The sequence below is a fragment of the Fluviicola chungangensis genome (assembly GCF_007558725.1).
Classification (GTDB): Bacteria; Bacteroidota; Bacteroidia; order Flavobacteriales_D; family Crocinitomicaceae; genus Fluviicola; species Fluviicola chungangensis.
The window spans coordinates 105665-130071 of sequence record NZ_VLPL01000004.1 but is presented as its reverse complement, the minus strand read 5'-3'; the positions used below and the strand labels follow the sequence as shown (position 1 = coordinate 130071).

The 24407-nt window shown below is 40.1% G+C and carries 24 protein-coding genes; 22 read left to right on the top strand and 2 right to left on the bottom strand.

Going from position 1 to position 24407, the window contains the following annotated elements; translation table 11 throughout:
- Positions 1-3 precede the first annotated feature (3 nt).
- The 9 genes from FO442_RS09485 to FO442_RS09445 all read left to right on the top strand — a co-directional run bounded on the left by FO442_RS09485 (position 4) and on the right by FO442_RS09445 (position 8543).
- Positions 4-426 (top strand): hypothetical protein, encoded by a 423-nt coding sequence (locus FO442_RS09485; RefSeq protein WP_144332935.1) that lies wholly within the window; start codon positions 4-6, stop codon positions 424-426.
- Between the two features lie 117 nt (positions 427-543).
- Entirely contained in the window at positions 544-897 is a 354-nt protein-coding gene (locus tag FO442_RS09480; protein ID WP_144332934.1) for a hypothetical protein, read from the top strand.
- A 35-nt stretch (positions 898-932) separates the two neighbouring features.
- Positions 933-1418, top strand: coding sequence for a hypothetical protein (locus FO442_RS09475; protein WP_144332933.1), 486 nt, complete (start codon positions 933-935; stop codon positions 1416-1418).
- Positions 1419-1693: 275 nt separating this feature from the next.
- The gene (locus FO442_RS09470; RefSeq protein WP_144332932.1) at positions 1694-2683 is read left to right on the top strand and encodes a hypothetical protein; all 990 of its coding nucleotides are present in this window, start codon (positions 1694-1696) and stop codon (positions 2681-2683) included.
- A gap of 263 nt (positions 2684-2946) precedes the next feature.
- Complete coding sequence (locus FO442_RS09465) at positions 2947-3372, top strand: HAD family hydrolase (protein WP_144332931.1); 426 nt, start codon at positions 2947-2949, stop codon at positions 3370-3372.
- Between the two features lie 87 nt (positions 3373-3459).
- The gene (locus tag FO442_RS09460) at positions 3460-4602 is read left to right on the top strand and encodes a putative sugar nucleotidyl transferase (RefSeq protein ID WP_144332930.1); all 1143 of its coding nucleotides are present in this window, start codon (positions 3460-3462) and stop codon (positions 4600-4602) included.
- Positions 4603-4766: 164 nt separating this feature from the next.
- Positions 4767-7619 carry a T9SS type A sorting domain-containing protein gene (locus FO442_RS09455; RefSeq protein WP_144332929.1) on the top strand — a complete coding sequence of 951 codons (2853 nt, stop codon included), beginning with the start codon at positions 4767-4769 and terminating at the stop codon, positions 7617-7619.
- 194 nt (positions 7620-7813) lie between these two features.
- Positions 7814-8023, top strand: a complete 210-nt coding sequence (locus FO442_RS09450; protein ID WP_144332928.1) for a DUF4287 domain-containing protein — start codon at positions 7814-7816, stop codon at positions 8021-8023.
- 34 nt (positions 8024-8057) lie between these two features.
- Complete coding sequence (locus FO442_RS09445) at positions 8058-8543, top strand: OmpA family protein (protein ID WP_144332927.1); 486 nt, start codon at positions 8058-8060, stop codon at positions 8541-8543.
- A 7-nt stretch (positions 8544-8550) separates the two neighbouring features.
- Here the strand turns inward: FO442_RS09445 and FO442_RS09440 are convergent, their stop codons facing one another.
- Positions 8551-9645, bottom strand: coding sequence for a fatty acid desaturase family protein (locus FO442_RS09440; RefSeq protein WP_144332926.1), 1095 nt, complete (start codon positions 9643-9645; stop codon positions 8551-8553).
- 358 nt (positions 9646-10003) lie between these two features.
- On the opposite strand from FO442_RS09440, the gene lon reads away from it, so the two are divergent.
- The 3 genes from lon to FO442_RS09425 all read left to right on the top strand — a co-directional run bounded on the left by lon (position 10004) and on the right by FO442_RS09425 (position 15201).
- Positions 10004-12430: an endopeptidase La gene (lon, locus tag FO442_RS09435; RefSeq protein ID WP_144332925.1), complete on the top strand. Its 2427-nt coding sequence runs from the start codon at positions 10004-10006 to the stop codon at positions 12428-12430.
- Positions 12431-12593: 163 nt separating this feature from the next.
- On the top strand, positions 12594-14018 hold the full coding sequence (locus tag FO442_RS09430) for an MBOAT family O-acyltransferase (RefSeq protein ID WP_144332924.1): 1425 nt from the start codon (positions 12594-12596) through the stop codon (positions 14016-14018).
- Between the two features lies 1 nt (position 14019).
- Positions 14020-15201, top strand: coding sequence for an alginate O-acetyltransferase AlgX-related protein (locus FO442_RS09425; protein ID WP_144332923.1), 1182 nt, complete (start codon positions 14020-14022; stop codon positions 15199-15201).
- A gap of 33 nt (positions 15202-15234) precedes the next feature.
- Here FO442_RS09425 and FO442_RS09420 read toward each other — a convergent pair whose 3' ends face one another.
- On the bottom strand, positions 15235-16005 hold the full coding sequence (locus FO442_RS09420; protein ID WP_144332922.1) for a hypothetical protein: 771 nt from the start codon (positions 16003-16005) through the stop codon (positions 15235-15237).
- Between the two features lie 359 nt (positions 16006-16364).
- On the opposite strand from FO442_RS09420, the gene FO442_RS09415 reads away from it, so the two are divergent.
- The 10 genes from FO442_RS09415 to lpxD all read left to right on the top strand — a co-directional run bounded on the left by FO442_RS09415 (position 16365) and on the right by lpxD (position 24407).
- Positions 16365-16790, top strand: a complete 426-nt coding sequence (locus tag FO442_RS09415; RefSeq protein WP_144332921.1) for a hotdog fold thioesterase — start codon at positions 16365-16367, stop codon at positions 16788-16790.
- Entirely contained in the window at positions 16787-17761 is a 975-nt protein-coding gene (locus tag FO442_RS09410) for a chorismate-binding protein (protein WP_186280023.1), read from the top strand. The genes FO442_RS09415 and FO442_RS09410 overlap by 4 nt, the downstream gene beginning before the upstream one ends.
- A 103-nt stretch (positions 17762-17864) precedes the next feature.
- Entirely contained in the window at positions 17865-19568 is a 1704-nt protein-coding gene (gene menD, locus FO442_RS09405) for a 2-succinyl-5-enolpyruvyl-6-hydroxy-3-cyclohexene-1-carboxylic-acid synthase (RefSeq protein WP_144332919.1), read from the top strand.
- A gap of 323 nt (positions 19569-19891) precedes the next feature.
- Positions 19892-20674 carry a TerC family protein gene (locus FO442_RS09400; protein WP_144332918.1) on the top strand — a complete coding sequence of 261 codons (783 nt, stop codon included), beginning with the start codon at positions 19892-19894 and terminating at the stop codon, positions 20672-20674.
- Positions 20671-21243 (top strand): hypothetical protein, encoded by a 573-nt coding sequence (locus tag FO442_RS09395; RefSeq protein WP_144332917.1) that lies wholly within the window; start codon positions 20671-20673, stop codon positions 21241-21243. Before FO442_RS09400 ends, FO442_RS09395 begins: the two co-directional genes overlap by 4 nt.
- Positions 21244-21343: 100 nt before the next feature.
- Positions 21344-21613, top strand: coding sequence for a DUF493 family protein (locus tag FO442_RS09390; RefSeq protein WP_144332916.1), 270 nt, complete (start codon positions 21344-21346; stop codon positions 21611-21613).
- 5 nt (positions 21614-21618) lie between these two features.
- The gene (locus FO442_RS09385) at positions 21619-22104 is read left to right on the top strand and encodes a T9SS type A sorting domain-containing protein (RefSeq protein ID WP_144332915.1); all 486 of its coding nucleotides are present in this window, start codon (positions 21619-21621) and stop codon (positions 22102-22104) included.
- A gap of 83 nt (positions 22105-22187) precedes the next feature.
- Positions 22188-22505 (top strand): thioredoxin, encoded by a 318-nt coding sequence (gene trxA, locus FO442_RS09380; RefSeq protein ID WP_144332914.1) that lies wholly within the window; start codon positions 22188-22190, stop codon positions 22503-22505.
- An 84-nt stretch (positions 22506-22589) separates the two neighbouring features.
- Positions 22590-23270: a hypothetical protein gene (locus tag FO442_RS09375; protein WP_144332913.1), complete on the top strand. Its 681-nt coding sequence runs from the start codon at positions 22590-22592 to the stop codon at positions 23268-23270.
- Positions 23271-23360: 90 nt separating this feature from the next.
- The gene (lpxD, locus tag FO442_RS09370) at positions 23361-24407 is read left to right on the top strand and encodes a UDP-3-O-(3-hydroxymyristoyl)glucosamine N-acyltransferase (RefSeq protein WP_144332912.1); all 1047 of its coding nucleotides are present in this window, start codon (positions 23361-23363) and stop codon (positions 24405-24407) included.

The window sequence follows — 24407 nt, the reverse complement described above, 5'->3', positions numbered from 1 at the left end:
CCTATGTTCAAATTTGGAATTATCCCATTTATAGCATTCTGTTTGTTTATTTCAGGATGCCATAAAGAAAATGGGAAACGTGAATACGAAATACAACTTCTATTTGATAACGGTGATATTTTAACCGATATCGGAACTGTAACAGAAAAAGAATCAAAAGTGAAAAACTATTATAATGGCAACGCTATTTATACAACTGTATTCAACGATTATTTTTTTCTGAAAGTAAACGGTAAATTTATTTGTTCAGGTGATCTAATAGCTGACGGAAAACACGGAGATCTTTATTTGGATGGAGCTTACACCCAAAAAGGAAGAGCTTACACAGTAAATGATGGTCATTTTGAATTAATTTGGCGTGATGTCTACGGCGAACCTTTAACCAATTCTGTATTAACCGGTAAATGGACATTTAAACGCAAATAGTTTTTTGAAAGTTAACAACACACCTTGGAAATTTCAGGGTGTGTTGTTTTTAATTGTCAATCTCTTTGAATAGGGGAATTTTCCCGTATTTAAAAAGTCAAAAATTTTATTACCACTATGAGCGAATCTAATATACAGCATATTGGAATTAAGGATTATTTTGAATTGACTATTAATTTAATTGCTCGTGATTTAAAGATTCATAGGCATTTACATTTTTTGTCTCTTAGCGGTGTTGACACCTCACTATTGAGCTTACAACTGAATCAAGACATTTTTAAGTTAATTGGATTTGAAAAGACTGATTTAATAAATGAAATCGAAGAATGGTATTTCAAACAGGCTGAAAGAGTTTTTACAATTGATACTGTGAATAACACTAAGGCACTTCTAGAACTTTCTGCTGAAATCTTAAACGGATTAAATAAATTTCGTATCCTAGCAGTTCCCAATAAGAAATCAGCGTTTTAATTTTTTATATTGTGTTTTTTGATAGTTGAAAAAATATGAATAAAGAAGAAATAGAAGCCGAAGTCCTACATAACTATCCATTATTTTCTAAGCTACTTTTGAACTTGGAAAAAGGGCTTAACAAAGGCTTAAATTGGTACTTAGAAAACGAACCAGAATTGATTGAACAAAGAGATTTTAGACCTGGAACTTTGGGAAGGTTTATATCTGCCTCTTTATCGGTAAGATTTCAATTTGATCGAACCATTGATTATGTGTATCAAATGGATTGGGATCAGGACTTTATTCAAAATTACACATTTGAATTACTAAAAGAATCTAATTATCTTGGTCATTTTAAAGATATCGATCAATCGATTAGGTTTTATATTTTTCATTCTTTTTATCATCAACTTGAAACGTCTATTCGTATTATCGTTGACAAGTTAAACTTAACCGAAAGTAAAGGAAAGCCACTTGACAGGGTAAATGAAATAGTGCGCTGTTTTCCAAATGATTTATTACCTGTGTTGATGCTTTAAGAAATACTATTCACAATAACGGCTATTATCGACCTCAATACAAGCAACCAAAAGAAGTATATTACAAAAATTCACACTCTGAAATTCAGTTTAGGGAAAATGAAAAAACTACAGTTTCTACGAAAGACACAATTTCATTGATATGGGAATTGGTTGAATATACCGAATGTATGTTAAGACATGAGGAAATCAAGAAGATACCTCTGACTAAAGACAGAAATTAACGCCAAAATTCACATATTCAACGCTGATAAATACCCTACAAGCATTCTTCCATGATTAGAACTGAAATCGAAATAATAGTAAATCGAAAAAATGACATTGATTTAATTAAGAAAAACATTGTTGATTCAAAAATCCAATTCCCCGTTTACTTTATGGAATATGAATTTCACTATCAAATCCGTTTAGAAAGTGATTGTGAAGAATGGGATTTAGACACGATAATTCTTGAAAGCTTCTCGGAATATGAATTTATTACTGATCTCGAAAAGGGGAGAAAAGAAATAAGGCTCCAAATATCGAGATACCAATCAGAATTATCTACGGATGGTTGGGGTAGACCTATTGAAAACCCTTTGAATGAAACAAAATATTTAATTAAAAAATCGACCTCGAAACCTGAAAGATTTAGTCCAAGAGTAAAAGTTTTGTTTCATGCCGAAGAACGAAATTATTATATCAATGTAGTTGGTGGGATTAGAAAACAAACAGGGGAATTAGGCTTTTTACTTTTAAGCGATTTTAAATCTGAAAATGATTCCTTTGAAAACGCAATTAAGGATAGGTTTTACAGATCGCCCATAGATGCTTTCAAATTTGGTTATTATAAAATGCAAGATATAGTAAACCAAGATTTCGAAAAGTTTATTAGTTTTCAGAAGAAAGAGCTAACTAAATTGCATAAAATTCCAAGAAAGATCGTTCGAAATTTCATAGATTCCTGTAACAAATCCGATTTTGAAGGAATTTGGAAAAATCTGGATGAAAATGTAATTTTTGAAAAAAGGATTCACTATGAAGCAAAAGAAAGTATTGAAGGTCTTGAAAAAGTAAAGGAGTATTTTTTATCCCAAAACCAAGAATTACTTGGAAAATACTTCAAGATTAGGTCTTCATGGAACATTCAACTTCCAATTATTGAAATTGGATTAAAATACTATTCAAGTTCAACTGAAAATGATCTTAATAAGATTTTGGAATACAGAAGGATAACGTTTGTTATTAAGAATGACAAAATTATACGGATTATAGAGAACAAATAACATAGTACTCTTATTTTTGGTTTTTCTCAATCTATTAATGATAATCTACAATTTCGATATTCAATGGAATACTTACATTTGATTGCGATAATTGATAATACAAAAGAACTTCTTTGTTAAAATATGGATTTATTTGAACTCAAAAGAATCGTTGAGATTTCAATTAACAACCATATTCTGACCCAATGTAAAAATATTTCGATTGAATCCAGTGTTTATAAGGGTTTCATTTAAAATTCTTACTTTCGCAAAGAAAGGAAGAGCTGTATCGGGAATTGTATCGTCCGCATCTGGCTTTAATTCAAGGGCTTGGAGGATTTCTCCGACAGGCAGACCAATCCGGTGTTTTGATGGCAATCGGTTCGGCGGCGACGAATTTTAACATCGACTTCGTATTGGATAACCTGGATATCCGGTCTTACTTCAATGCCATTGTGGGTGCTGAAGACGTCATCGAAAGCAAACCCGATCCGGAGGTGTTTTTAAAAGGTGCCGGACTTTTGGGAGTTGAGCCCGAATCTTGCGTGGTTTTTGAAGATGTACCGAAAGGGGCGGAAGCGGCTTTGAATGCCGGTATGAGTGCGATTATTGTTACCACAACCCATATGGAAGAAGAGTTCGCAAACTATCCGAATGTGTTGTTCTTCATTTCTGATTACACCGATCCGCGTCTCGCCGAATTGTTTTAATGAATTGAAAAATTGAGAATGATGGAATCTACTTTTGCCTTTTCCATTCTCAATTTTTGTATCTTCACTTAAACAAATAGCAATTTCATGAACATCATTCTTCACGATAACGAATTACATCTCCGCTTTGCTCCCTTAACACTTACACGGCCCGTGGGAGATTTAAGAGTGGGCATTTTGACCAATAAAGAACGTTGGGAAAAGTGGATTCCGGAGGCAACCGTATCGTTTGAGACTGAAAAGTATATTTCCAAAAAGTTTCCGCGTATTTCCGGCAAGGCAGATATCGAAGTAAATGCAGCAATTATTCCGACGGAGGCGATTGCAGCAGCAGTTGTTCATTTGGAAGACAACCAGGTCCTTCTTTCGGGAGATACCTGGATTGCAAGGCGGGGAGACGCAACACAAAAGATTCAATGGAAGGAGCAGCATCCGTTGGAACTCACCCAGCGTTGGGATTTGTTCCAAAAAAACGATGAAATTTTGGTAGCCGATTATTTTTTGCTTACCGGGGGAAGAGAATCCCAATATATTCCGAATTCGAATACCATTATCGGTGATCCTTCTCTGATCTTCCTGGAAACTGGGGCATCCGTCGAAGGATCGTTTTTAAATACCACTTCCGGGCCGATTTACATTGCGAAGAATGCCGAAATTATGGAAGGATCGATGATTCGCGGGCCGTTTTCCCTTGGAGAACATGCCGTGGTGAAAATGGGTGCTAAAATTTACGGGGCAACGACCATCGGTCCATTCTGTAAAGTTGGTGGGGAAATCACCAATTGTGTTTTCCAGGCATATTCCAATAAAGGGCACGATGGGTTTCTTGGAAATTCACTGGTGGGCGAATGGTGTAATTTTGGAGCGGATACCAATACGTCCAATTTGAAAAATAATTATTCCATGATCCGTTCCTGGTCTTATGAAACGGGAACAGAAGTGGAAACCGGTTTGCAGTTTATGGGCGTTTGTATGGGAGACCACAGTAAATGTGCGATCAATACCATGTTCAATACGGCAACCGTTGTAGGAGTTTCCTGTAACATCTTCGGAGGGGAATTCCCTAAAAAATTCATTCCTTCTTTTTCCTGGGGCGCAGTGAACGGTACCGAATTGTTTGATCTGAAAAAAGCAAAAGAAGCAGCCAACGCCATGATGAGCAGACGCGGTTTAGAACTTTCGGAAGGAGATCATTACATGCTGGATTATCTGTCGAAGCACGGTGGATAATTAGTGGCCCGCAAATTAGTTCAGACATTTAAATCAATCAGACTGACACATGAATCCGCAATCTGCAACCCTGTGTAAGTTTAGTTGTACTACTCCAACCCTTTCCGGAAAACGCCCGTTTCGCTTAATAAGTGAAAAGATGTTTAACACCTAAATGATGTCACATGAAAATAATTTCTACCTGTCTCGTTCTATTCCTGAGTGGATTTGCTTTTTCCCAGTTTAATAGAACTTTTATGCATTCCGTTGCTTCCAGCGCGACGGCAACTTTTACGAATTACAGTTACACCGATGCCCAGAACAAAGTCAACCTGGTGAGTTTGACCGGAAGCGGATCCGGTCAGGTTACACTTGTAAGGCAACAAGTTTCTGATATCGGTGATGTAGAATCATTTGATAAGCACGTTTATAATGTGACGCTGCCTTCGTCGACTCAGAATAATTTATTGCTTACTGCTATAGAGCAGGGAAATGAATTGCTTTACGTGTTGGAAATCGGTTCTGCCTCCACAGCCAAATTGATTTGGCTGAAAGTGGATAAAAATACCGGCGCATTAATCAGTACGGTTACCAGTGCAAATGATTACAAATTGGTTTATTTTGAACCGAAATTGATTGGAAGTGAACTGGTGACTTACATGGTTAAAAGTAACGGTGGGTTGACGCGTGTTGCATTAAATACGGGAACATTTACTGCGCCGACAGAGGAAACGGCCGATGCTTCCATCACAAATACGGCTTCTTTTTCAAATACCGTAATGTCCGGGTTTAAAAATGGCAATTTGTTTGTGGTGAATGGATTGGAAAAAGTAATCATCGGGGCAGGAATTTCTTCTTCGGTGATCATTACTCGAACAGCTACCAATACCTATACTAGTGCCAATACTGGAATTACTACACAGCGTTCCGTCAGTTCCTTTTTGGTTAATCCGATGACCGTCTTAATCACAAATGGAATCAGTTTGGAATTGTATGATGCAACAGGTACAATGCTTCTCAGCGGTACTTTAAACGGACCTTCGAATTCAATAGCAAGTCAGGTGGAATATGCCAATAATCGCTATCATATTTATTATAAGTATGCAAATACAAATCAGGGAATTTTTTATTTAGTTGATCAGAATTTCCAGGTAGTGGATTCGGTACCTACCAATAAAACGATTTACCATATTCATAAAAATGCGAATGGTTTTCTATTGGATGGATCTGATATAACAAAAGGATTGTCCCTGGATTTGGATAATAATCCGGAAGTAGGAAGAGTGGCGTATTGCGAGTTTTATAAGACAGTTCCCGTTTTAAATCACGATGAATATGCAACTCTGATCAAAGCCGGGCAACACGTAACTGCTTCCATCGGTTTGGGAACAAAAGTAATTACCAGCCCCAATGGTTTACCGGGGGCCACATACGACGGTCTTTCAGGGTGTTACAATTTAAGTGAATTCTTCGTTGGATTTATCGGGGCAACGGATATGGTTGCAAATGATCAATCTTCTTTTAATGATCAATTCAGTGAACTTCCCGGACCAAATACGACGAGTAGTCTATACGATGAGGTCCTTGAATCAAAATACAACCGTCCCTATCATGTAAGTTTTCAAATGATCGAAGATCACGTGGACTCCGTTGCGTTTGGTTCGTCTGCTTATGTTCCGGTTTGGGCAATCAGAAATTGGCCGGCACATGGAAATACTGCTTTGGGACAGGTTGCCGATTTGGCTCCGTTTGTAGATGTCAATTCAAATGGAACGTATGAACCGCTTCAGGGAGATTATCCGAGTATTTATGGAAACGATTGTGTGTTCAGCATCACCCATTACCGCTCGAATGGAGATACCGGCAAAGCATTTGAAATACACAGTTACGTTTATACGCAGGCTTGTGATACTTCAGAAGCGTTTAATGATGTGCTAATGCGAAAGGTTCAGGTTTATTCGCGCGGTGCAGCGATTGATTCCATGTTCTTCGGGGGGCTTTTTGACGGTGATTTGGGTAATTACAATGACGATTACATTGGGACCAATGTTGGGCTGGGATTAATCTATAACTACAATGGAGATTTAATGGATGAAAACAATTCAGGAAGAGTCGGTTACCAGGACACACTTGCAGCCCAGGGAATCATGGTGTTGAAAGGATTTAAGGAGGTAAATGACGGATTAGATAATGGAATTGGAATTCTTCCGGGACAATCGGTAAATGGTTATGGTTTCAATGATGGAATAATTGACAATGAATATGCAGGTTTGTTTGCGTCTCCTGTATTTACAGGTACAAACGCTCCAATGGGACAAACAGATCCGGTATCTGCAATGCAATGGTATAATTACCTGAACGGATTGTGGCAATTTGGTGATCAGCTATCCTACGGAGGAACAGGATTTCCTGGTGCTCCATGTGTTACCAATATCGAAACAAATTACATGTACCCCGGAGATTCAGACACCTTGAATTGGGCGACAGCAGGTATTGACCCTGGATTCTCCTGGTCGGAATTTGGACCATGCGGTTTAGGATCAGCTTCCAATCCGGCAGGTGACAGACGGGGTATTTATTCTTTTGGAAAAACATCCCTAAGCAATAGCGGAATGTTTGAATTGGATTATGCTTACTTAATTAAACGCCAGTCTGTGCAAACAACATCCATATTTGAACCTGTAACAGACCTGTTCGTGAAAGCCGATGCTGTTCGCAATGCATTTTTGGATAATGACGGACCTTGCGGAATCAACTTTGACCCGGTTCCGGAAAATCTGGGGTTGGAAGAAAGTACTGTTGAAGGAGATTCGTTTACGGTATATCCGAACCCAACTGCCGGATCTGTTCGTATCAACGGGATCTCGGAAGCAGGAGGAATAATCCGTGTATTTGATATGAATGGGAAATTGCTTCAAACAGTTTCTGGCTACCAGGCAATGCAGGTGCTTGATTTGAGTGAATTGAAAGGAAACCTGTTCATACTTCAAATCAGCAATGAATCAAAAACAGCGCAAAAAAGAGTAGTGAAGTATTAAGAAGGTGCTACCGATACTTACTCGAACCGACCGTTATATTTTAAAAACCATCCGTCATTCGACGGATGGTTTTTTAGCTCTCTGATCACCCGATCAGTCGGTAGTATGAATAATCGATCTGAATTTCGGTTTGTAGCAGTTGTTTCATCCTAATCTCAAAAGAGCTATTTTCGCTGAAGCAATAATTCAATCCGATGAAAAAAGAATACTGGGACGTAACCGACGAACAAGTCATTGAGAAAACCGGGAAGCCGATTGCTTTTTGGATGGAAACCTTAAAGGAGTTCCATGCAGCAGATAAGAAGTCTAACGAGGTAGTGGCTTTCTTACAGGAAATGCATGCTGTTCCGCGCTATTGGGCACGTACACTCACAACACTTTTTTTGAAAAATAACGGGAAATAGTGTTTACTTTTCGGAAAAGGGAACATGTACCGATATGAGGAAGTTAACTTTGATCCTTCTTGTTTCCCTGGTTTCTTTTGCAGGTAAATCGCAGAAATTCTTCGGTTTTTCTGACTCGACCTTTGCTGTGGGACAAATACATCAATTCAAAAGTTTTCATTATGCGATCTGTGGATCTCATACCATCTTGGTCGATAGCCTGAATATTCCGCAACTTGACAGCCTCATTGAATGGATGGAAAAGCATGAGAATATCGTAATTGAAGTAGGGGTTCATACAGATTCCAGAGGGTCAGATTCAATGAATTTAAAACTTACTGAATGGCGTGCAGAGGAGGCAAGGAAGTATATGGTGCAACGGGGAGTTCCGGAATCCAGGATAAAAGCCAAAGGTTATGGTGAAACCCGGTTAATCATCTCCGAAGAAGAGATCAACAAATACAAAAATACAGACAAAAGAATGTATGAAATGATGCATCAGAAAAACCGCAGAACAGAACTCACAATCATCGGAATTTAATTCGGAATTAATATTCCGGTTTCCCCAATTGGTAGAGAAACGAAAAATGTGAATTCACAGCTCCCATAAGGGTTTTATTCTCCAAATAGGTAACCCCGAATTCTTCCGCTGTTTCTTTTACAATTTTGGCAATTTCCGGATAATGTATATGCGAAATGTAAGGGAACAAATGATGCTCTACCTGGAAATTCAATCCGCCTACATACCAGGAAATCCACTTAGACTTGCGGGCAAAATTGGAAGTCGTCTCCATCTGATGGATCGCCCAATCATTCTCAATAACTCCTGCTGCATTCGGAAGCGGATGACTCGTTCCTTCAACGGTATGAGCCAACTGAAAAACGAGTGCAAGGATAAATCCGGCAATGGCATGCATCAGTAAAAAACCGATAATCGTTATGCCAAAAGGCAAACCGATTATTGCGATTGGCAGATAAAGCGTCGTGAAAAAATAGATCGCTTTCATAGAGACAATTTGGATGATCTTCTTCCAGTTACTTTTCTTTTCCTCGCAAAATGGTTGGTGCTTGCGGTATTGAATGAACTGAACAAAATCTTTTAGCGTAACCCAATACAACGTCAAGATCGAATAAAAAAAGACGACATAAATGAATTGAAAACGATGATATCCTTTGCGTTCGGAATGCGGACAAAACCGCATCAGCAATTTGTCGTCGATATCCTCATCCATATTGGCAACATTCGTATAGGTATGGTGCAATACATTGTGTTGCATTTTCCAGTTGCAGACGGAACCGCCCAATAAATTGAGTGTATGTCCCATGAAATAATTCAGGATCTTGTTTTTCGAAAAAGCACCGTGGTTTGCGTCATGCATGACGCTCATCCCGATTCCTGCCAGCGCAAATCCCATCAGGGACCAAAGTAATAATTGTGCAATCACAGGAAGTTGAAGGGTCAGGAGGAGAATAAATGGAGCGACATAAATTGTCAATAAGGTGAACGCTTTGACGTATAAAATCGAGTTTCCTTGTTTTTTGATCTTGTTTCCGCTGAAGTACCCGTCTACGCGTTTTTTGAGTGTTGGAAAGAAGTGTTCAAGGTCTCTCTTCTTCCATTTCACTGAACCTATTTCGCTCATTCAATTATGTTAGATGCACAAGATAGGTATAAAAAATTGCCTTGAGTGATTTATCGGAAATCTTTAGACTAGTTCGTTAGTTTTAATGATTGAAATTATATGATTAAAATGAATGAAATTCAGTAAAAACAATTGTTTTGATAAACATATTTTAAAGTAGGGTTTCAAGTGTAACGTGTAATTTCTGGTTTCCTTTCTGAATGCAGATTTGGTGGATAATAAATACGAACACTATGTCAATTCGTCAGTTTTATTTTATTGGCACAGCGCTTGACAATCCCTATCGTCTACAGTTTTTGTATAGTTGACTGCAATCATTAGCAAAAACAATGACATTTTGACGTTAATATTCACATACATGAAAGATACATTCGACCATACAATCATAGTCTCATCGGAAGAGGATGCAGAATTTTTGCCTTTGATGTCACAGGATGACGAGGACAATATGAACAAAGAAATTTTTCCGGAAGATTTACCTATTTTGCCTTTGCGAAATAATGTGCTTTTCCCCGGAGTCATGATCCCGATTACGATCGGACGGGATAAATCACTGAAATTGCTTCAGGATGCCAATAGCGGGAAGCGTATTATCGGGGTGGTTGCTCAAATTGACCAGGAAGAAGAAAGTCCTGAGTTCAATGACCTGCACCATATCGGAACGGTCGCTCAAATCGTTCGTTTGCTGAAGATGCCGGATGGATCTTCTACGGTTATTATACAGGGAAAAAGACGTTTCGAGATTACGGAACCTTATCAAACGGAGCCATATATGCGCGCGAAGGTGAATTTCCTGAAAGAGATCCTGCCCGAAAAAGACGATCAGGAAATGGAATTGTTATTCAGGAATGTGAAGGAACTGGCATTGCAAATTATTAAAGACAGCCCGAATATCCCTTCCGAAGCAGCATTTGCAATTGGAAACATCGAATCTCCGACATTCATGGTAAATTTCATCTCATCCAATATGAATGCGGATGTGAAGAAAAAACAAGAGCTTTTAGAGGAGTTGGACTTCCGCAAACGCGCACGCATGGTTGTGGAGCATTTAACTCTCGAGTCGCAATTACTGGAAATGCGTAATGAGATTCAGTCGAAAGTGCGCATGGATATGGATCGCCAGCAACGAGAGTATTTCCTGCACCAGCAAATTCGGACCATCCAGGATGAGTTGGGTGATAATCCGCAGGAACAGGATGTGAAAGACCTGGAAGATCGCGCATCCAAAAAATTGTGGTCCAAGGAAGTTTCCAAATTGTTTTACAAGGAACTGGCAAAATTGCAGCGAATGAATCCCCAGGGAGCAGAATATACGGTTCAGCTGAATTACCTGGATACCTTGCTGGATTTGCCATGGAATGAATATTCAACGGATAACCTGGACCTGAAGCACGCTGCAAAAATCCTGGAACGTGATCATTTCGGACTGGAAAAAGTGAAAGAGCGCATTTTGGAATACCTGGCAGTTCTGAAACTGAAAGGCGATATGAAATCACCGATTCTTTGTTTTTACGGCCCTCCGGGAGTTGGTAAAACATCTTTAGGAAAATCGGTTGCAGAAGCATTGGGGCGCAAATATGTGCGCATGTCGCTTGGTGGTGTGCACGATGAGGCTGAAATTCGCGGTCACCGCAAAACCTACATCGGGGCAATGCCCGGACGTGTGATGCAGCATTTGAAAAAGGCAGGTTCTGCAAACCCGGTCTTTGTATTGGATGAGATTGATAAACTGGGAAGAAGCAATCACGGAGATCCGTCTTCGGCTTTGCTCGAAGTACTGGATCCGGAACAAAATGCAGCATTCTATGACAACTATGTAGAAACAGAATTCGACCTTTCAAAAGTCATGTTCATTGCAACGGCAAACAGCTTATCAACCGTTCAGGGACCTTTGCTGGACAGAATGGAAATCATCGAGGTAAACGGATATACGATTGAAGAAAAAATTGAGATTGCGAAGAAACATTTGCTGCCGAAACAATTGGAAGCCCATGGAATCACAAAGAAAGATCTGATTGTGGACCGTAAAACCCTGGAACGCATCATCGAAAATTATACCAATGAATCGGGAGTGCGCGGGTTGGACAAAAAACTGGCGAAACTGGCTCGTCACCGGGCAAAACAAGTGGCCCTGGAAGAAAAATTCTCTGAAAAGATCGAATTGGATGAATTGACCGATATATTAGGCGCTGGACGTGAAAAGACGAAATACGATAACAACGATGTTCCGGGAGTTGTGACAGGTTTGGCCTGGACAAGTGTTGGTGGAGATATCTTATTTATCGAATCTTCTTTGACCAAAGGAAAAGGGAAATTAACCCTGACCGGGAATTTAGGAGAGGTGATGAAAGAATCGGCTGTGATTGCATTGGAGTTCCTAAAAGCACACAGTGACTGGCTGGATTTGGAACAAGACGTATTCGATGAGAAGAACGTTCACATTCACGTTCCGGAAGGAGCAACACCGAAAGATGGTCCTAGTGCCGGGATTACGATGCTTACTTCGCTTGCAAGTTCATTCTCCGGAAGAAAGGTGAAGAAGAATTTAGCGATGACGGGTGAGATTACCTTGCGTGGGGAAGTGCTTCCTGTTGGCGGTATTAAAGAAAAGATCCTTGCGGCGAAACGTGCAAACATCAAAGAGATCATTTTGTGTGAACGCAACCGCAAAGATGTGGAAGAGATCACCGCAGATTATGTCAAAGGATTGAAATTCCATTACGTCAAAAAGATGAAGGAGGTCATCGACCTGGCATTGGAGAAAAAAACAAATAAAAAAATATAAACAGTAGGCACGCACCAACGTGCCTACTGTTTTTTTGTATCCTTTCTATACTGCTTTTTGTCAGGCTTTCGGACAATAAATCTGCAAAATCTGCGTAATCAGCGGGAACAAAAACGAAGAACTAACTTACTTTTATTATCTTCGGAATCCGAAATTCAAACAAGTGGTTTTTAGCAGTACACTCTTTCTTTTTTACTTTCTGCCTTTATTTCTGCTTGTTTATCATGTAGTTCCCAAGCTGCTGAAAAATTGGGTTATTTTCTTTTTCAGTATTCTGTTTTATACCTGGGGAGCCCCGGTCTTCGTTTTCATCCTCTTGGGGACTTCCTTTACGGACTTTTTACTGGTTCGAGAAATCCACCGTTCGTCCGAAGCCAAAAAGAAGAAAATACTCCTGGTTATCTCGTTGACTATCAATTTAGGTCTGTTGGCCTATTTTAAGTACTCCAATTTTTTTATTGGAAACGCGAATGCTTTGCTCGAAAGTTTCGGGTTAAAAGAAGTTGCATGGACGAAAGTAATTATGCCGATAGGGATTTCCTTTTTTACCTTCGAATCGATCACATATACCGTAGACGTTTACCGGGGAAAACACGCCCCGCTGAAAAGTCTGAAGGATTATTTGCTCTACCTTCTGGCTTTTCCTAAATTAATTGCCGGTCCCATTGTGCGTTTCCAGGAAATTGCCGATGAGGTAATCGAGCGCAAAGAAAGCATTGACGAAAAACTCATTGGTTTTTACCGTTTCTCAATCGGATTAGCCAAGAAAGTACTGATTGCAAACGTCATGGCTGAACAGGCGAAAGTGATTTTCGAAAGTGATTTCCATCATTTAAGCACTTCATCGGCATGGATTGGGATTTTAGCTTATACCATGCAGATTTATTTCGATTTCTCCGGGTATTCCGATATGGCAATCGGTTTGGGTAAGATCATGGGATTTCATTTCCCGGAAAACTTCAACAGTCCTTACAGTTCCAGAAGCATTACAGAATTTTGGCGCAGGTGGCACATGACCCTGGGAAATTTCATGCGCGATTATTTGTATATCCCATTGGGTGGAAACCGGGTTTCATCCAAAGCTCGTTTGTATTTCAACTTGGCATTGGTCTTTATCCTTTCCGGGTTTTGGCATGGAGCTTCGTGGAATTACGTGGTTTGGGGAGCATTTCATGGTACTTTTTTGATCCTCGACCGCATTTTCCTGGTGAAATTCCTGAACCGGCTGGGTACCGTACTTTCCATTGCGATCACCTTCTTGATTGTCATGATGGGATGGGTCATTTTTAAGATTGAAAACGATATGAGTCAGGTGGGACTTTATTTTGAACGTTTGTTCGACTTTAATGGAGAGACCAACAGTAGTATATTTCCTAATTTTTGGCCTTTGTTGTGCGTTGCCTTATTTTTTTCATTTCTTCCGGCATTACCTGTTGGAAAGAAAATACAGGATTTCGTCTACACTAGAAACACTTATTCGCTATCAACAAACGGGTTTTTCCTGTTGGCAACGATTTTGCTTTTTATGATGAGTGCAAGTTCCGTTATTTCATCCGGGTTTAATCCATTCATCTATTTCCGTTTTTAAGATGAGTCAGCAACCGACATATAAGCGTTTGAAACAAGTGGTTTTCGCAGGAATAATCACCATGCTGTTTCTTCCTATGGTTCAGCATAAGTTCCGGTTTTTGGAAGAAAAACCCTTGAACGGCTCGTTTGAACTTTCTGCAAAACCGGTATGGACCAAAACAAGTTGGTTTAAAGGCGAGTATCAGGAGAAACAGGACAAGTACCTTGCAGAACATACCGGATTTTATCCTTCCTGGGTGCGATTATACAATCAGTGGAATTACAGTTTGTTTGATGTCGTGAAGGCCAACGGAGTCATTGCAGGTAAAGAACATTACCTGTTTGAAGAGAATTACATCCTTGCTTATTATGGATCTGATTTTGTGGGTGATGAAAAAATTATTGAAATAAGCAGGAAACTCAAATTGGTACAGGATACTTTGAGAAAAAAAGGCATCGATTTAGTAGTTGTTCTCGCTCCCGGGAAAGCAAGCTATTTACCGGAGTATATTCCGGATAAATACCGCTCTTCCAAAAAAGGAAAAACAAACATTGAAAGTTACCTGTCTGAATTTAAGAAACAGTCTGTTTCTCACATCGATATGCATACGTGGTTTGAATCGATGAAAAAAACGACCAGGTATCCGCTGTTTTCCAAAACCGGAATTCACTGGACAGCTTATGGCCAGTTCCTGGTGGCGGATTCTTTAGCAAACTATGTGTCAAAAAGCTGTAACCGTCAAATACCTCATTTTGTTTTGGAGAAAATGGAGCTTTCCGATGTCGCGCTGCTGGATGACGGAGACATCAAAAATGGAATGAACCTGATGTTCGATATCCGCGATTTGAAATTGGCTTATCCGAAATTTCATCCGAACAGAGAATCCAGGATGGGTGATCCGAAAGTAATGGTTGTTTCAGACAGTTTTTATTGGGGATTGTTTAATTCCAATGTATCTCATTGGTTGTTTAATGACGGGGAGTTTTGGTATTATAACGAACAGATCTATCCGAATTCCTATACAAAGGAAACCTGGGCGAAAGACCAGGATTTGAATAAAAAACTCGAAGAAAATAAAGTCGTGTTTATTATTTGTACAGATGCCAACCTTCCGCGTTTGGGCTTTGGTTTCATCGAGCGGGTGTACGAACTTTACTATGAAAAAAATAAGGAGACTGCTTTCGCGAGTCCCCTTATTTGATTTAGGTGTAGGTAGAAAATTGTTTGTTAATTATCAGGGTTCAGTTTTTACAGGTTCTTCCATTTCCGGAATTCCGGGTGTTGGTACGTCATAATAATCCGGTGGTACTTCTCCTTCGATCACGTCTCCATTAATAGGAGCAGGAATTTCACCTGTTTTCAAGGTACATTTTACCGCCTCAGCTTTTAAGGTCAATACCAGTTTCTTTCCTTTTACAAAGGATTCCGGCTTCTGTTGGTGAAGCGTATCTGCAAGGTGATTTTTGGAACGATAGATCAGGTCGAATGATTCTTTCTTTAGATCTTCTTTGTTGACTGTCAATTCGAATTTTCCTGCCTCATCCGTATAACCTTTCAGGATCGTTTTTCCATCCTGTTGAATTTCTACCGGTGATTTGGCCAAAGGCTTCCCGGTTTTCTCATCTTTCAGTTGCCCGCTGATTTTCATCGGGAACTTCAGTTTGTTGAACGCTTTGTGTTTCACAAGTGCTGCATCATCCGGTGCCGACTCGCAGGAAGAAGTTATCGGACCCAAAAAACCAAGTATACCCAGCAACGATAATCCTACCCGATAGGAAGCATTGGACAATGCAACATGTGAAACTTTAGAACTGATTTGATGATTATGAAAAATTCCGCAAACCTTTCCCGGGTTTGACGTAATGATGTGTTTGATTTCAACAGGTGTTTTCTGACGAAAATCCGTCAATGTTTTCTCACAGCTCGAACAATAATAACCGTCCTCACGTTTTTCCATCTGTGTATGCGACTGATTACAAGGCAATGACATGATCGGTTTGTTCATAACTGTAGTTTGATGAAATGAAAGTAGGAATTAATCGATTCGTCCGTTTCAAAAAAATGTGAAGTGTATGTTTGTTTTATTTTGAGGTTTTGTCGGATGTATAAATAGAAGTCACCGTAGGGAAATTGAACCGCTTTGTAAGTAAGTTTACTTACATGCTTATTAAAAATTTCAGGCGTAAAAATCATTGGCCTTTCATGTTTTTATTGTTAACAAGTTAGTAAACTTGCTAACTGATAAGTAAATCCATAAAATGCATTGAATCGTCAATACCCGCAAAACAAGAAAATCCTCCGACTATTACTTTGTCCACCTATTTATGTAGTAATTTTAGCGTAAAAAGTTAGAGTGATCAGCAGATGAAAAAGTTGAAGCAAGTACCGCTGGAACAGATTAACCTCATGGGGAAAAATACCATGATGGAGCATCTGGATATGAAATGTGTTGAATTAGGGGAAGATTACCTGGTAGCTACCATGCCTGTAGATCATCGCACGCATCAGCCAATGGGGCTGTTGCACGGTGGAGCAAGTGCTGCCCTGATTGAATCAATCGGTTCGATGGGATCAACATTACTGATTGACCTATCCAAAGAAGTTCCGGTTGGAATAGAGATCAATGCCAACCATATCGGTGGGGTAACAGACGGTTCGGTCAAAGCAATCGGTAAGATTGTTCATGCAGGATCACGCACACATATCTGGCAGGTGGATATTTTTGACGAAGCCAATGGTCGTCTGATCTGTACCGGACGTTTAACTGTAATGATAGTTCCCAGATCGTGAAAGACTTGCTGATTTACAGATTGCCTAAAGAAACTGCGCCAGTCATCAAGCACGGTACGTTTTCAATATTGAAGGAAGGAGAGAAACCTTCGGGGTTTGTGGTTTCCGATTTTCTGCATGAGCGGGCGTTTCATTTCAGGGAAAGTGCTGAATTTGATCCGGGATTTGACTTTCATTACGGCAGGGAAATTCCGACAGTAATTTCCAGGAGGGATTACCAGATAGAAGCTCAGGCTTTTTTGAACTCATTTCCCCTGCTTGGGGTTGAAAAAGGTGTTTTCTCCCGGATTAAACAAACTCCTTTTCGGGGTGACCGCGCCTTTGATCTGTTCCATTTATTGGAAAATACGTATCCTCATGCATTTTGCTATTTGATTTCTTCGGCTGAATTCGGTACCTGGATCGGAGCAACCCCGGAATTGCTGATGAACCAGGAAGGAATGGTATGTAAAACTGTTGCTTTGGCCGGAACTCACGGTGAAAATGAAGAACACGAATGGACCCCGAAAGAATTAGAGGAACATGCGTTTGTGGTGGATGCGATTAAAGAAACATTGGATCGAAATGAATGCGTTGAGATTGAATCCGATGGACCGTATGTGGTACAGGCAGGACCGGTTCAGCATTTGAAAACGGATTTCAAAGCGCTCTTGACAAAGCCCAATGCCTGGTCGATTGCTTTGGATTTACACCCGACCCCGGCTGTTTGCGGAACTCCCAGGAGAAATGCCATTGAAGCCATAGCAAGCAGGGAAATGCACGATCGTGAATTGTATACCGGCTTCATCGGTCTGTTTGAAGAAGGAAACACCAACCTGTTTGTCAATTTGCGCTGTGCACAGCTGTTCCGGGACAAAGCCTTTTTATATGTCGGCGGAGGATTTACCATTGATTCGATTCCGGACCTGGAATGGGAAGAAACAGAGCACAAGGCAGAAACCCTGATGCGGGTGATGAAAAAAATTCTTTAACCGGTTCATGGGATAACGTTCAAAAGTTCAAATCATGGAGACTCTTTGAACTTTTTTGAACCATTTGAACGTGTTGAACCTTCAAAGAAGCTAAATTTACACCATGATTTCAAGTGCAAAATTGGAAGTGCAGCTGCTTGTTGACGGTTGTAAGAAAGTAGGCGTAACGCATGTAGTTATTTCCCCGGGTTCCCGCAATGCTCCTTTAAGTATCGCTTTTGACGAAGATCCTCACTTCCAGATTTTTGTGGTTCCGGATGAACGTGTCGCTGCGTTTTATGCGCACGGAATGGCCCAAAAATTAAAGCAACCGGTCGTTGTTACTTGTACTTCAGGTTCCGCGCCTTTGAATTATTATCCGGCTATTGCTGAAGCATTTTACCAGGAAACTCCTTTAATTGTTATTTCTGCCGACAGGCCGGTTGAGTGGGTCGACCAAGGTGATGGACAAACCATTCGCCAGGAACGGGTGTTTGATCAGATGGTACTGAAAAGTGTTCAGCTGAACGAAATTCATTCGGATAATCAGCGCTGGCACTTCGAGCGCAAATTGTCCGAAGTACTGCAATCGGCAGTAGGAAAGAGGAGGGGACCTGTTCATGTGAATATTCCGTTCTCAGAACCTCTTTATGAAACGACCTCCGATATTCACATACTGAAAAATTGGGTGGAACTCGCTGAAACGGAAACCATCCTGACGAAGCAAAGCAAAAGCAGACTGGAAACATTATGGAATGAATCGATGAAACGCCTGGTCATTGTCGGACAACATCCACAAGATCCGGATTTGCAGGAAGTACTGGAGAAATTGGCCTTAGATGGATCGACCGCTGTTTTGGTAGAGCATACTTCCAATGTGCGCAGTCCTTATTTTGTTTCGAACATAGACAGGACACTGAATATCATTCCCGAATCAGAGCTCACATCTTTTCATCCGGATTGTATTGTAACCGTTGGTGGCGCAATTGTATCGAAGAAAATTAAAGTATTCCTGCGGCAATCCAAAGCCCCGGTTATTCGTTTCGGCATAGATTTCCCCTTCATGGATACGTATCAGAATTTACGTTTTACAGTTCCTGTTTCGGCACTTGAGGGGCTGAAGTTTATCCTGGAATTGGTTCAAAAGAATCCGCACAAATCCCGTTTTGGTTTTGCCTGGAAAAAAATAGATCAATTCGGTTCGGATGATCAAAAACAGATTTGCGCAACCCAGCCGTGGAGTGATTTGAAAGCGATGGAATTCATTATGGATGTGATTCCGGATTATGTCAATCTGCACATTTCAAACAGCTCGTTAATCCGTTATGCTTTGTTGTTTGATCCGATTAAAACGGTGAATTACTGGTGCAATCGCGGAACAAGCGGAATTGATGGAAGCAGTTCAACGGCAGTTGGTTCAGCCATTGTTTCCCCTAACGAGGCACACGTACTGGTTACGGGAGATCTTTCTTTCTTCTACGATTCGAATGCCTGGTGGAGTAAGTATCTGCCGTCTAATTTGAGAATTATCCTGGTGAATAACGGCGGAGGAGATATTTTCAATATCATTCCCGGACCAAAATCTACGAATCAATGGAAAAAGATTTTTGTAGCGGAACAAACCTTGTCTGCAGAAGATGTTGCACGGACTTATGAGCTGGAATATTTCAATGCCGCTTCTCAAAGTGATCTGGATCGCCAACTGGAACAATTTTTTTCAGAAAGCACAAACGGAAAGCCAAAATTGCTGGAGATAAATACCATGAACGAACCGAACAGCACCATCCTGGAAAATTATTTCAAAGCATTTAAGAAAAGAGTAGAATAATTGAAAAGGGTTGACAATTTGTAATTTCCGATTGGATTTTGATTTTTCTGAAGAATTTTTTCTGTTCAATTGTCCGGTTTTAATGATCAACTGAAGAAAAACAAAGGGAATCCAAACTGCTAAAAACTACTACGAAAAAGACAGCTGGACTCCCTGATTGGTTTGAATGCCTCTTAATAGGGCAAGGTTCAATAATGCTAATGTAAGTAAATCAGTTATTTAAAACAAAATTTAAAATCTAAAAATTCTGTTAAAAATGAAAAAAATCACAAATCCATTTTTTATAGTTTAAATGAGATTAAATTTGTCCCAAAAACAGAAAAGTGGATTTTGATATATTGACTACAGGCATTGGAATTTTTTACCTCGTAGTATTGACTTTGTTGGAAATTGTTTTAGGAATTGACAACATCATCTTTATTTCGATCATTACGAATTCGTTGGTAAAACAAGACCAAAGTAAAGCACGGATTTTGGGTTTGAGTTTAGCGCTGGTTATTCGCTTGTTGCTGCTTAGTGTGGTCTCATGGATTATGCAGCTGGATCAAAACTTTCTGTTCAAAGGAGTGGAATGGCTTCATTATTTCCCGTATACGGATGAGAAAATTACCGGTCACAGCTTGGTGTTGTTGATCGGAGGGCTTTTCCTGATATATAAATCAGTGGGAGAAATGCATTCCAGTATAAAAGGAGCACACACAGAAACAAAAAAGAAGAGGAAAGTGCGTTTGGGCGCAGTAGTCCTTCAAATTGTTGCAATTGACTTCATTTTTAGCTTCGATTCGGTTATTTCAGCTATCGGTATGACCAATGATATCCGTCATGAAACACATGGAAATCCGTTTGTCATTATTGTTTTGGCGGTAATTATCTCTATGATCATCATGTTGATTTTCTCCAGGCCGATTGCCAATTTCATCAATGCGCGTCCAACGATTAAAATGATCGCATTGGGCTTTTTGGTAACGATCGGAGTATTGTTGATAGCAGAGGCTTTTGGGCAGCATATCCCGAAAGGATACATTTATTTCGCCATGGTTTACGCGTTGCTGGTTGAGTTTCTCAATATCCGTATGCGCAAAAATAATAAGGAGCCTGAATTGTGACAGAGGAAGAAATTCTTACCGTTCTTCGTATTGAAAGCCCGGACGAGGTGGAAGAAGCCTTGGAATTGGAACTCTTCGGGATCAGGAAGTCTGTTTTGGGGAAACCTTTGTTAAGGCTGACCCTGAAATCAAAATGGTCCCGTTTGGATTTGCTGAATAAGATTGCGATTGATCAGCAATTGTTTTCTGTTCCCGAAGCAACCGGCTTCCGTTATGAGCTGGAGCAGACAGATGAGGTACTGCCTTTATGGGAAAGTTATATGAAAGCCAAAAGCCGGTGGAAAATGGCTTTTACTCAAGCACAATCCCCTGCAACTTTAATGGTTTTGTTGGAAGAAGGGTTAAAAATGGAACGCGCATTTGCAGAACAGTTTATACCTTCCGATTGGATAGAAGAAGAGCCTGTTTTCGGGGTGGAACCCGATCCGATGCTGGTCCAAAACGGATTGAAGCAGGCAGCTCAAAAGGCTTGGTTGACTTTTGCTGATTTGGAAAAGAATAAAAGTGAGCTGGAAAAAGACTTCTTGCTTGCGTTAAAGCGATTATCTTTGTTGCCGAAATATTTATAGTGAGTGAAGAACTTACAAGAAATGAATAATGAAAGACAAAAAAACGTACAAAGGAATATATGAGTGAATCTTTTGTTTCGAAGTCTTAAATCTTAAAACAATGAGTGAAGGAGCGTTTGATAAATTAAGAGAACAGTTGAGTTTGGAAGAGTGGCCCAATGTCTACTTCTTTAAATTTATTGTGCCCAACACACCTCATTTGCTGGCTCAAACAACCGCTTTATTTGATGAAACGGCACATATCCAGTTTCATGAGTCAAGTAATGGCAAATTTGTTAGTGTAAGCGTCAAAGAAATGATGCTCAACGTAGATTCCATCATTGCCGTTTATGAAAAAGCTCAGGTAATCCCGGGAATAATTTCCTTGTAGAAGATATGAAAAAAAGAACCCTGTTGACCCTTGTCGGTTTGAGCCTCCTGATCACCCTGCTGATCCTATTCCGTGTGAACTTCGTAAAAGGAGTCCGTTCATGGGAAAGCAAGGTTTTGGCAATAATGATCGGCCTGGCAGCGATTGCCATGTTGTATATTGCGTATAAGTCTGTGATCAGGCGATTCTCCAAAGGCGTTTTGAAGAAAGAAGAATATGCTTTGTTGTTTGATTTGGAAAATAAGGCTCAAAACGGAGAAATAGAATTTTATTTTACCATTGAACAGAATAAAAAAGTTGTGTTTTCAATTTTGAATGATAAAATGGAAACAATCAAAGTAGTCCTGGATAAAGAATTTTCCTCCGGAGGGCATATTGTGCGCTTTGATGCCAAGGAGTTGAACAGTGGAACTTACTTCTACTGCCTGGAAACAAACAATCAGAAAACAATGAAGAAAATGCTTGTTCAGCATGACAATCTGGCAGTGTAAATTGTCTTGGCAAAGCTTTTGACAAACAAAAACAAATAGTAACTTTAGGCCGACGAAAGAAGTCGCATAAAATTGAAACAATTATGGCATTAGAAATCACAGATGCAAACTTTGAAGAGCTTGTATTGAAATCAGACAAACCGGTAATGGTAGACTTTTGGGCAGAATGGTGTGGTCCATGTCGATTAATAGGTCCAATCGTTGAAGAAATGGCAAATGAATACGATGGTAAAGCAATCATAGGTAAAGTAAACGTTGACTTGAACCCGGGAGTTTCTGCTCAGTTTGGAATTCGTAATATTCCTACGATCATTTTCGTAAAAGGAGGAGAAATTGCTGACAAATCAGTAGGTGCTGTTCCGAAAGGACAGTTGACTGCTAAGTTGGATGCATTGATTTAATTTAGAATTCAATTATAAAAAGTCCGTCCCTGATTTCACGTCGGGAGATCGGACTTTTTTTTTGAAATTCAACAAGCATAATACATGAAAAATTTTTGGAGACGCTTACGCTTATATGGATTTGGCTTTGGGATCGGGCTGATAATGGTTTTTTTCTTTTTCCGGAACCGGGGTTGTGCCTGGCTGCCCGAAAACCGGGTTAAAAATACGTTCCTAGGGAAAGTACTCGTAATCTCTGAAACCAATCAGCGCATATTTGACGAACACCACCTGAGTGATTCACTGATTGTCTCTTTCTTGGACGATGGGTCCATAGCGTTCGGTTCCAGTAAAAAACAGGGAAAACTAAAAGTATACAAAATCGAAAAAGAAGTAAACGGAAAAAATACCGAGCTGTGGTTTTCCATGCCGGAAGATGCATTCATTGCTGAAGTAGTCTGGCCGAAGGGATCGATTCAGAAATTTAAAAGTACCACAGAAGGTTTCGGTCGGATGATTCACTTTCCAAATGTCAAAAGCTTTGTTTATCTGAAAGAGAACGATGAATTGAAAAAGCAAATGGCTGAGTTTGGAATAAAGGGTGAAGAAACGATTCAGTTCCTGATGAAGAAGTCCGGGTTGATCGATTTCTCAAAATCAAAATTGACTGCGGAACCGGTTCCCGAACAGTTTGTCGTATTGCCGCGTGAAAAGGGTGATACACTGAGTGCCAGAACAACCTGGTTTAAGGAACATATCGAGTTTTATGAATTGGAGCGCAATTAGCGCCGGATTCCTGTCATTTGAACACAATGACATGTTAATAAATATGGGTTAACACTTACGTAACCTAAAGGTTTTTACTAATTTTGTCCAATGGAATTTTCAGCGCTGCAAATAGCTACGATACTGAACGGTGAAGTTGTTGGTAACTCGGACGTTACAGTTGCTGGCCTAGCTAAAATTGAAGAAGGGACCGAAGGGACACTTTCATTCCTGTCGAACCCGAAGTATGAAGAATATATCTATACAACGCAATCAAGTATTTGCATTGTAAATAAGTCGTTTACTCCTTCAAAGGAACTTCCGGAAACATTGACCCTGATAAAAGTAGATGATGCATATGCATGTTTCGCAAAACTGTTGGAAGTTTACAACCAGATGCGCCAGAAACAGCCGAAGATCGAAACACCTTCATTTATTTCAGAATCAGCGAAAGTTGGAGAAGGATTGTACCTGGGAGCCTTCGCTTATATCGGTGAAAATGTCGTGATCGGGAATAACGTAAAAATTTACCCGCAGGCATATATCGGAGATGGCGTTGTGATCGGTGATGATTGTACAATCCATGCCGGCGTAAAAGTATATGCAGATACACGAATTGGAAATCGTTGCATACTGCATGCCGGTGTTGTTATAGGGAGTGATGGTTTCGGTTTTGCCCCGGATGAAAAAGGAGTTTTCTCCAAGGTGCCTCAAATCGGGAATGTCATCCTGGAAGACGATGTGGAAATTGGTTCAAATACTACGATTGACTGTGCGACGATGGGATCTACCATTCTTCGTCAGGGAGTGAAAATTGATAACCTGGTTCACCTGGCCCACAATGTGGAAATTGGTCACCATTCGGCGCTTGCCGCACAGGTTGGTGTTGCCGGTTCTGCAAAAATCGGAAAACACGTCATGATTGGTGGTCAGGCCGGAATCAGCGGACACCTTCATGTGGCTGACGGAACCAAAATTGTAGCACAATCAGGAATCCCGAATACAATCAAAAAAGCGGAAGTTTTAATGGGTTCGCCCGCCATTCCGATGGATGATTACAAGAAATCATTTGTCGGATTCAGAAGACTTCCAATCATTATCAAGAAATTATCGGAATTAGAAGATAAAATTAAAACCCTTTCAAAATCTGCAGAATAA

Bases quoted from the DNA above. Each gene is read 5' to 3' on its own strand.
- FO442_RS09460 (WP_144332930.1), top strand. From the start codon at position 3,460: ATGAACATCATTCTTCACGATAACGAATTACATCTCCGCTTTGCTCCC.
- FO442_RS09450 (WP_144332928.1), top strand. From the start codon at position 7,814: ATGAAAAAAGAATACTGGGACGTAACCGACGAACAAGTCATTGAGAAA.
- FO442_RS09375 (WP_144332913.1), top strand. From the start codon at position 22,590: ATGAAAAATTTTTGGAGACGCTTACGCTTATATGGATTTGGCTTTGGG.
- FO442_RS09455 (WP_144332929.1), top strand. From the start codon at position 4,767: ATGAAAATAATTTCTACCTGTCTCGTTCTATTCCTGAGTGGATTTGCT.
- FO442_RS09425 (WP_144332923.1), top strand. From the start codon at position 14,020: ATGAGTCAGCAACCGACATATAAGCGTTTGAAACAAGTGGTTTTCGCA.
- FO442_RS09485 (WP_144332935.1), top strand. From the start codon at position 4: ATGTTCAAATTTGGAATTATCCCATTTATAGCATTCTGTTTGTTTATT.
- FO442_RS09420 (WP_144332922.1), bottom strand. From the start codon at position 16,005: ATGAACAAACCGATCATGTCATTGCCTTGTAATCAGTCGCATACACAG.
- menD (WP_144332919.1), top strand. From the start codon at position 17,865: ATGATTTCAAGTGCAAAATTGGAAGTGCAGCTGCTTGTTGACGGTTGT.
- FO442_RS09390 (WP_144332916.1), top strand. From the start codon at position 21,344: ATGAGTGAAGGAGCGTTTGATAAATTAAGAGAACAGTTGAGTTTGGAA.
- FO442_RS09445 (WP_144332927.1), top strand. From the start codon at position 8,058: ATGAGGAAGTTAACTTTGATCCTTCTTGTTTCCCTGGTTTCTTTTGCA.
- FO442_RS09385 (WP_144332915.1), top strand. From the start codon at position 21,619: ATGAAAAAAAGAACCCTGTTGACCCTTGTCGGTTTGAGCCTCCTGATC.
- FO442_RS09475 (WP_144332933.1), top strand. From the start codon at position 933: ATGAATAAAGAAGAAATAGAAGCCGAAGTCCTACATAACTATCCATTA.
- FO442_RS09480 (WP_144332934.1), top strand. From the start codon at position 544: ATGAGCGAATCTAATATACAGCATATTGGAATTAAGGATTATTTTGAA.
- lpxD (WP_144332912.1), top strand. From the start codon at position 23,361: ATGGAATTTTCAGCGCTGCAAATAGCTACGATACTGAACGGTGAAGTT.
- FO442_RS09470 (WP_144332932.1), top strand. From the start codon at position 1,694: ATGATTAGAACTGAAATCGAAATAATAGTAAATCGAAAAAATGACATT.
- FO442_RS09440 (WP_144332926.1), bottom strand. From the start codon at position 9,645: ATGAGCGAAATAGGTTCAGTGAAATGGAAGAAGAGAGACCTTGAACAC.
- FO442_RS09415 (WP_144332921.1), top strand. From the start codon at position 16,365: ATGAAAAAGTTGAAGCAAGTACCGCTGGAACAGATTAACCTCATGGGG.
- trxA (WP_144332914.1), top strand. From the start codon at position 22,188: ATGGCATTAGAAATCACAGATGCAAACTTTGAAGAGCTTGTATTGAAA.
- lon (WP_144332925.1), top strand. From the start codon at position 10,004: ATGAAAGATACATTCGACCATACAATCATAGTCTCATCGGAAGAGGAT.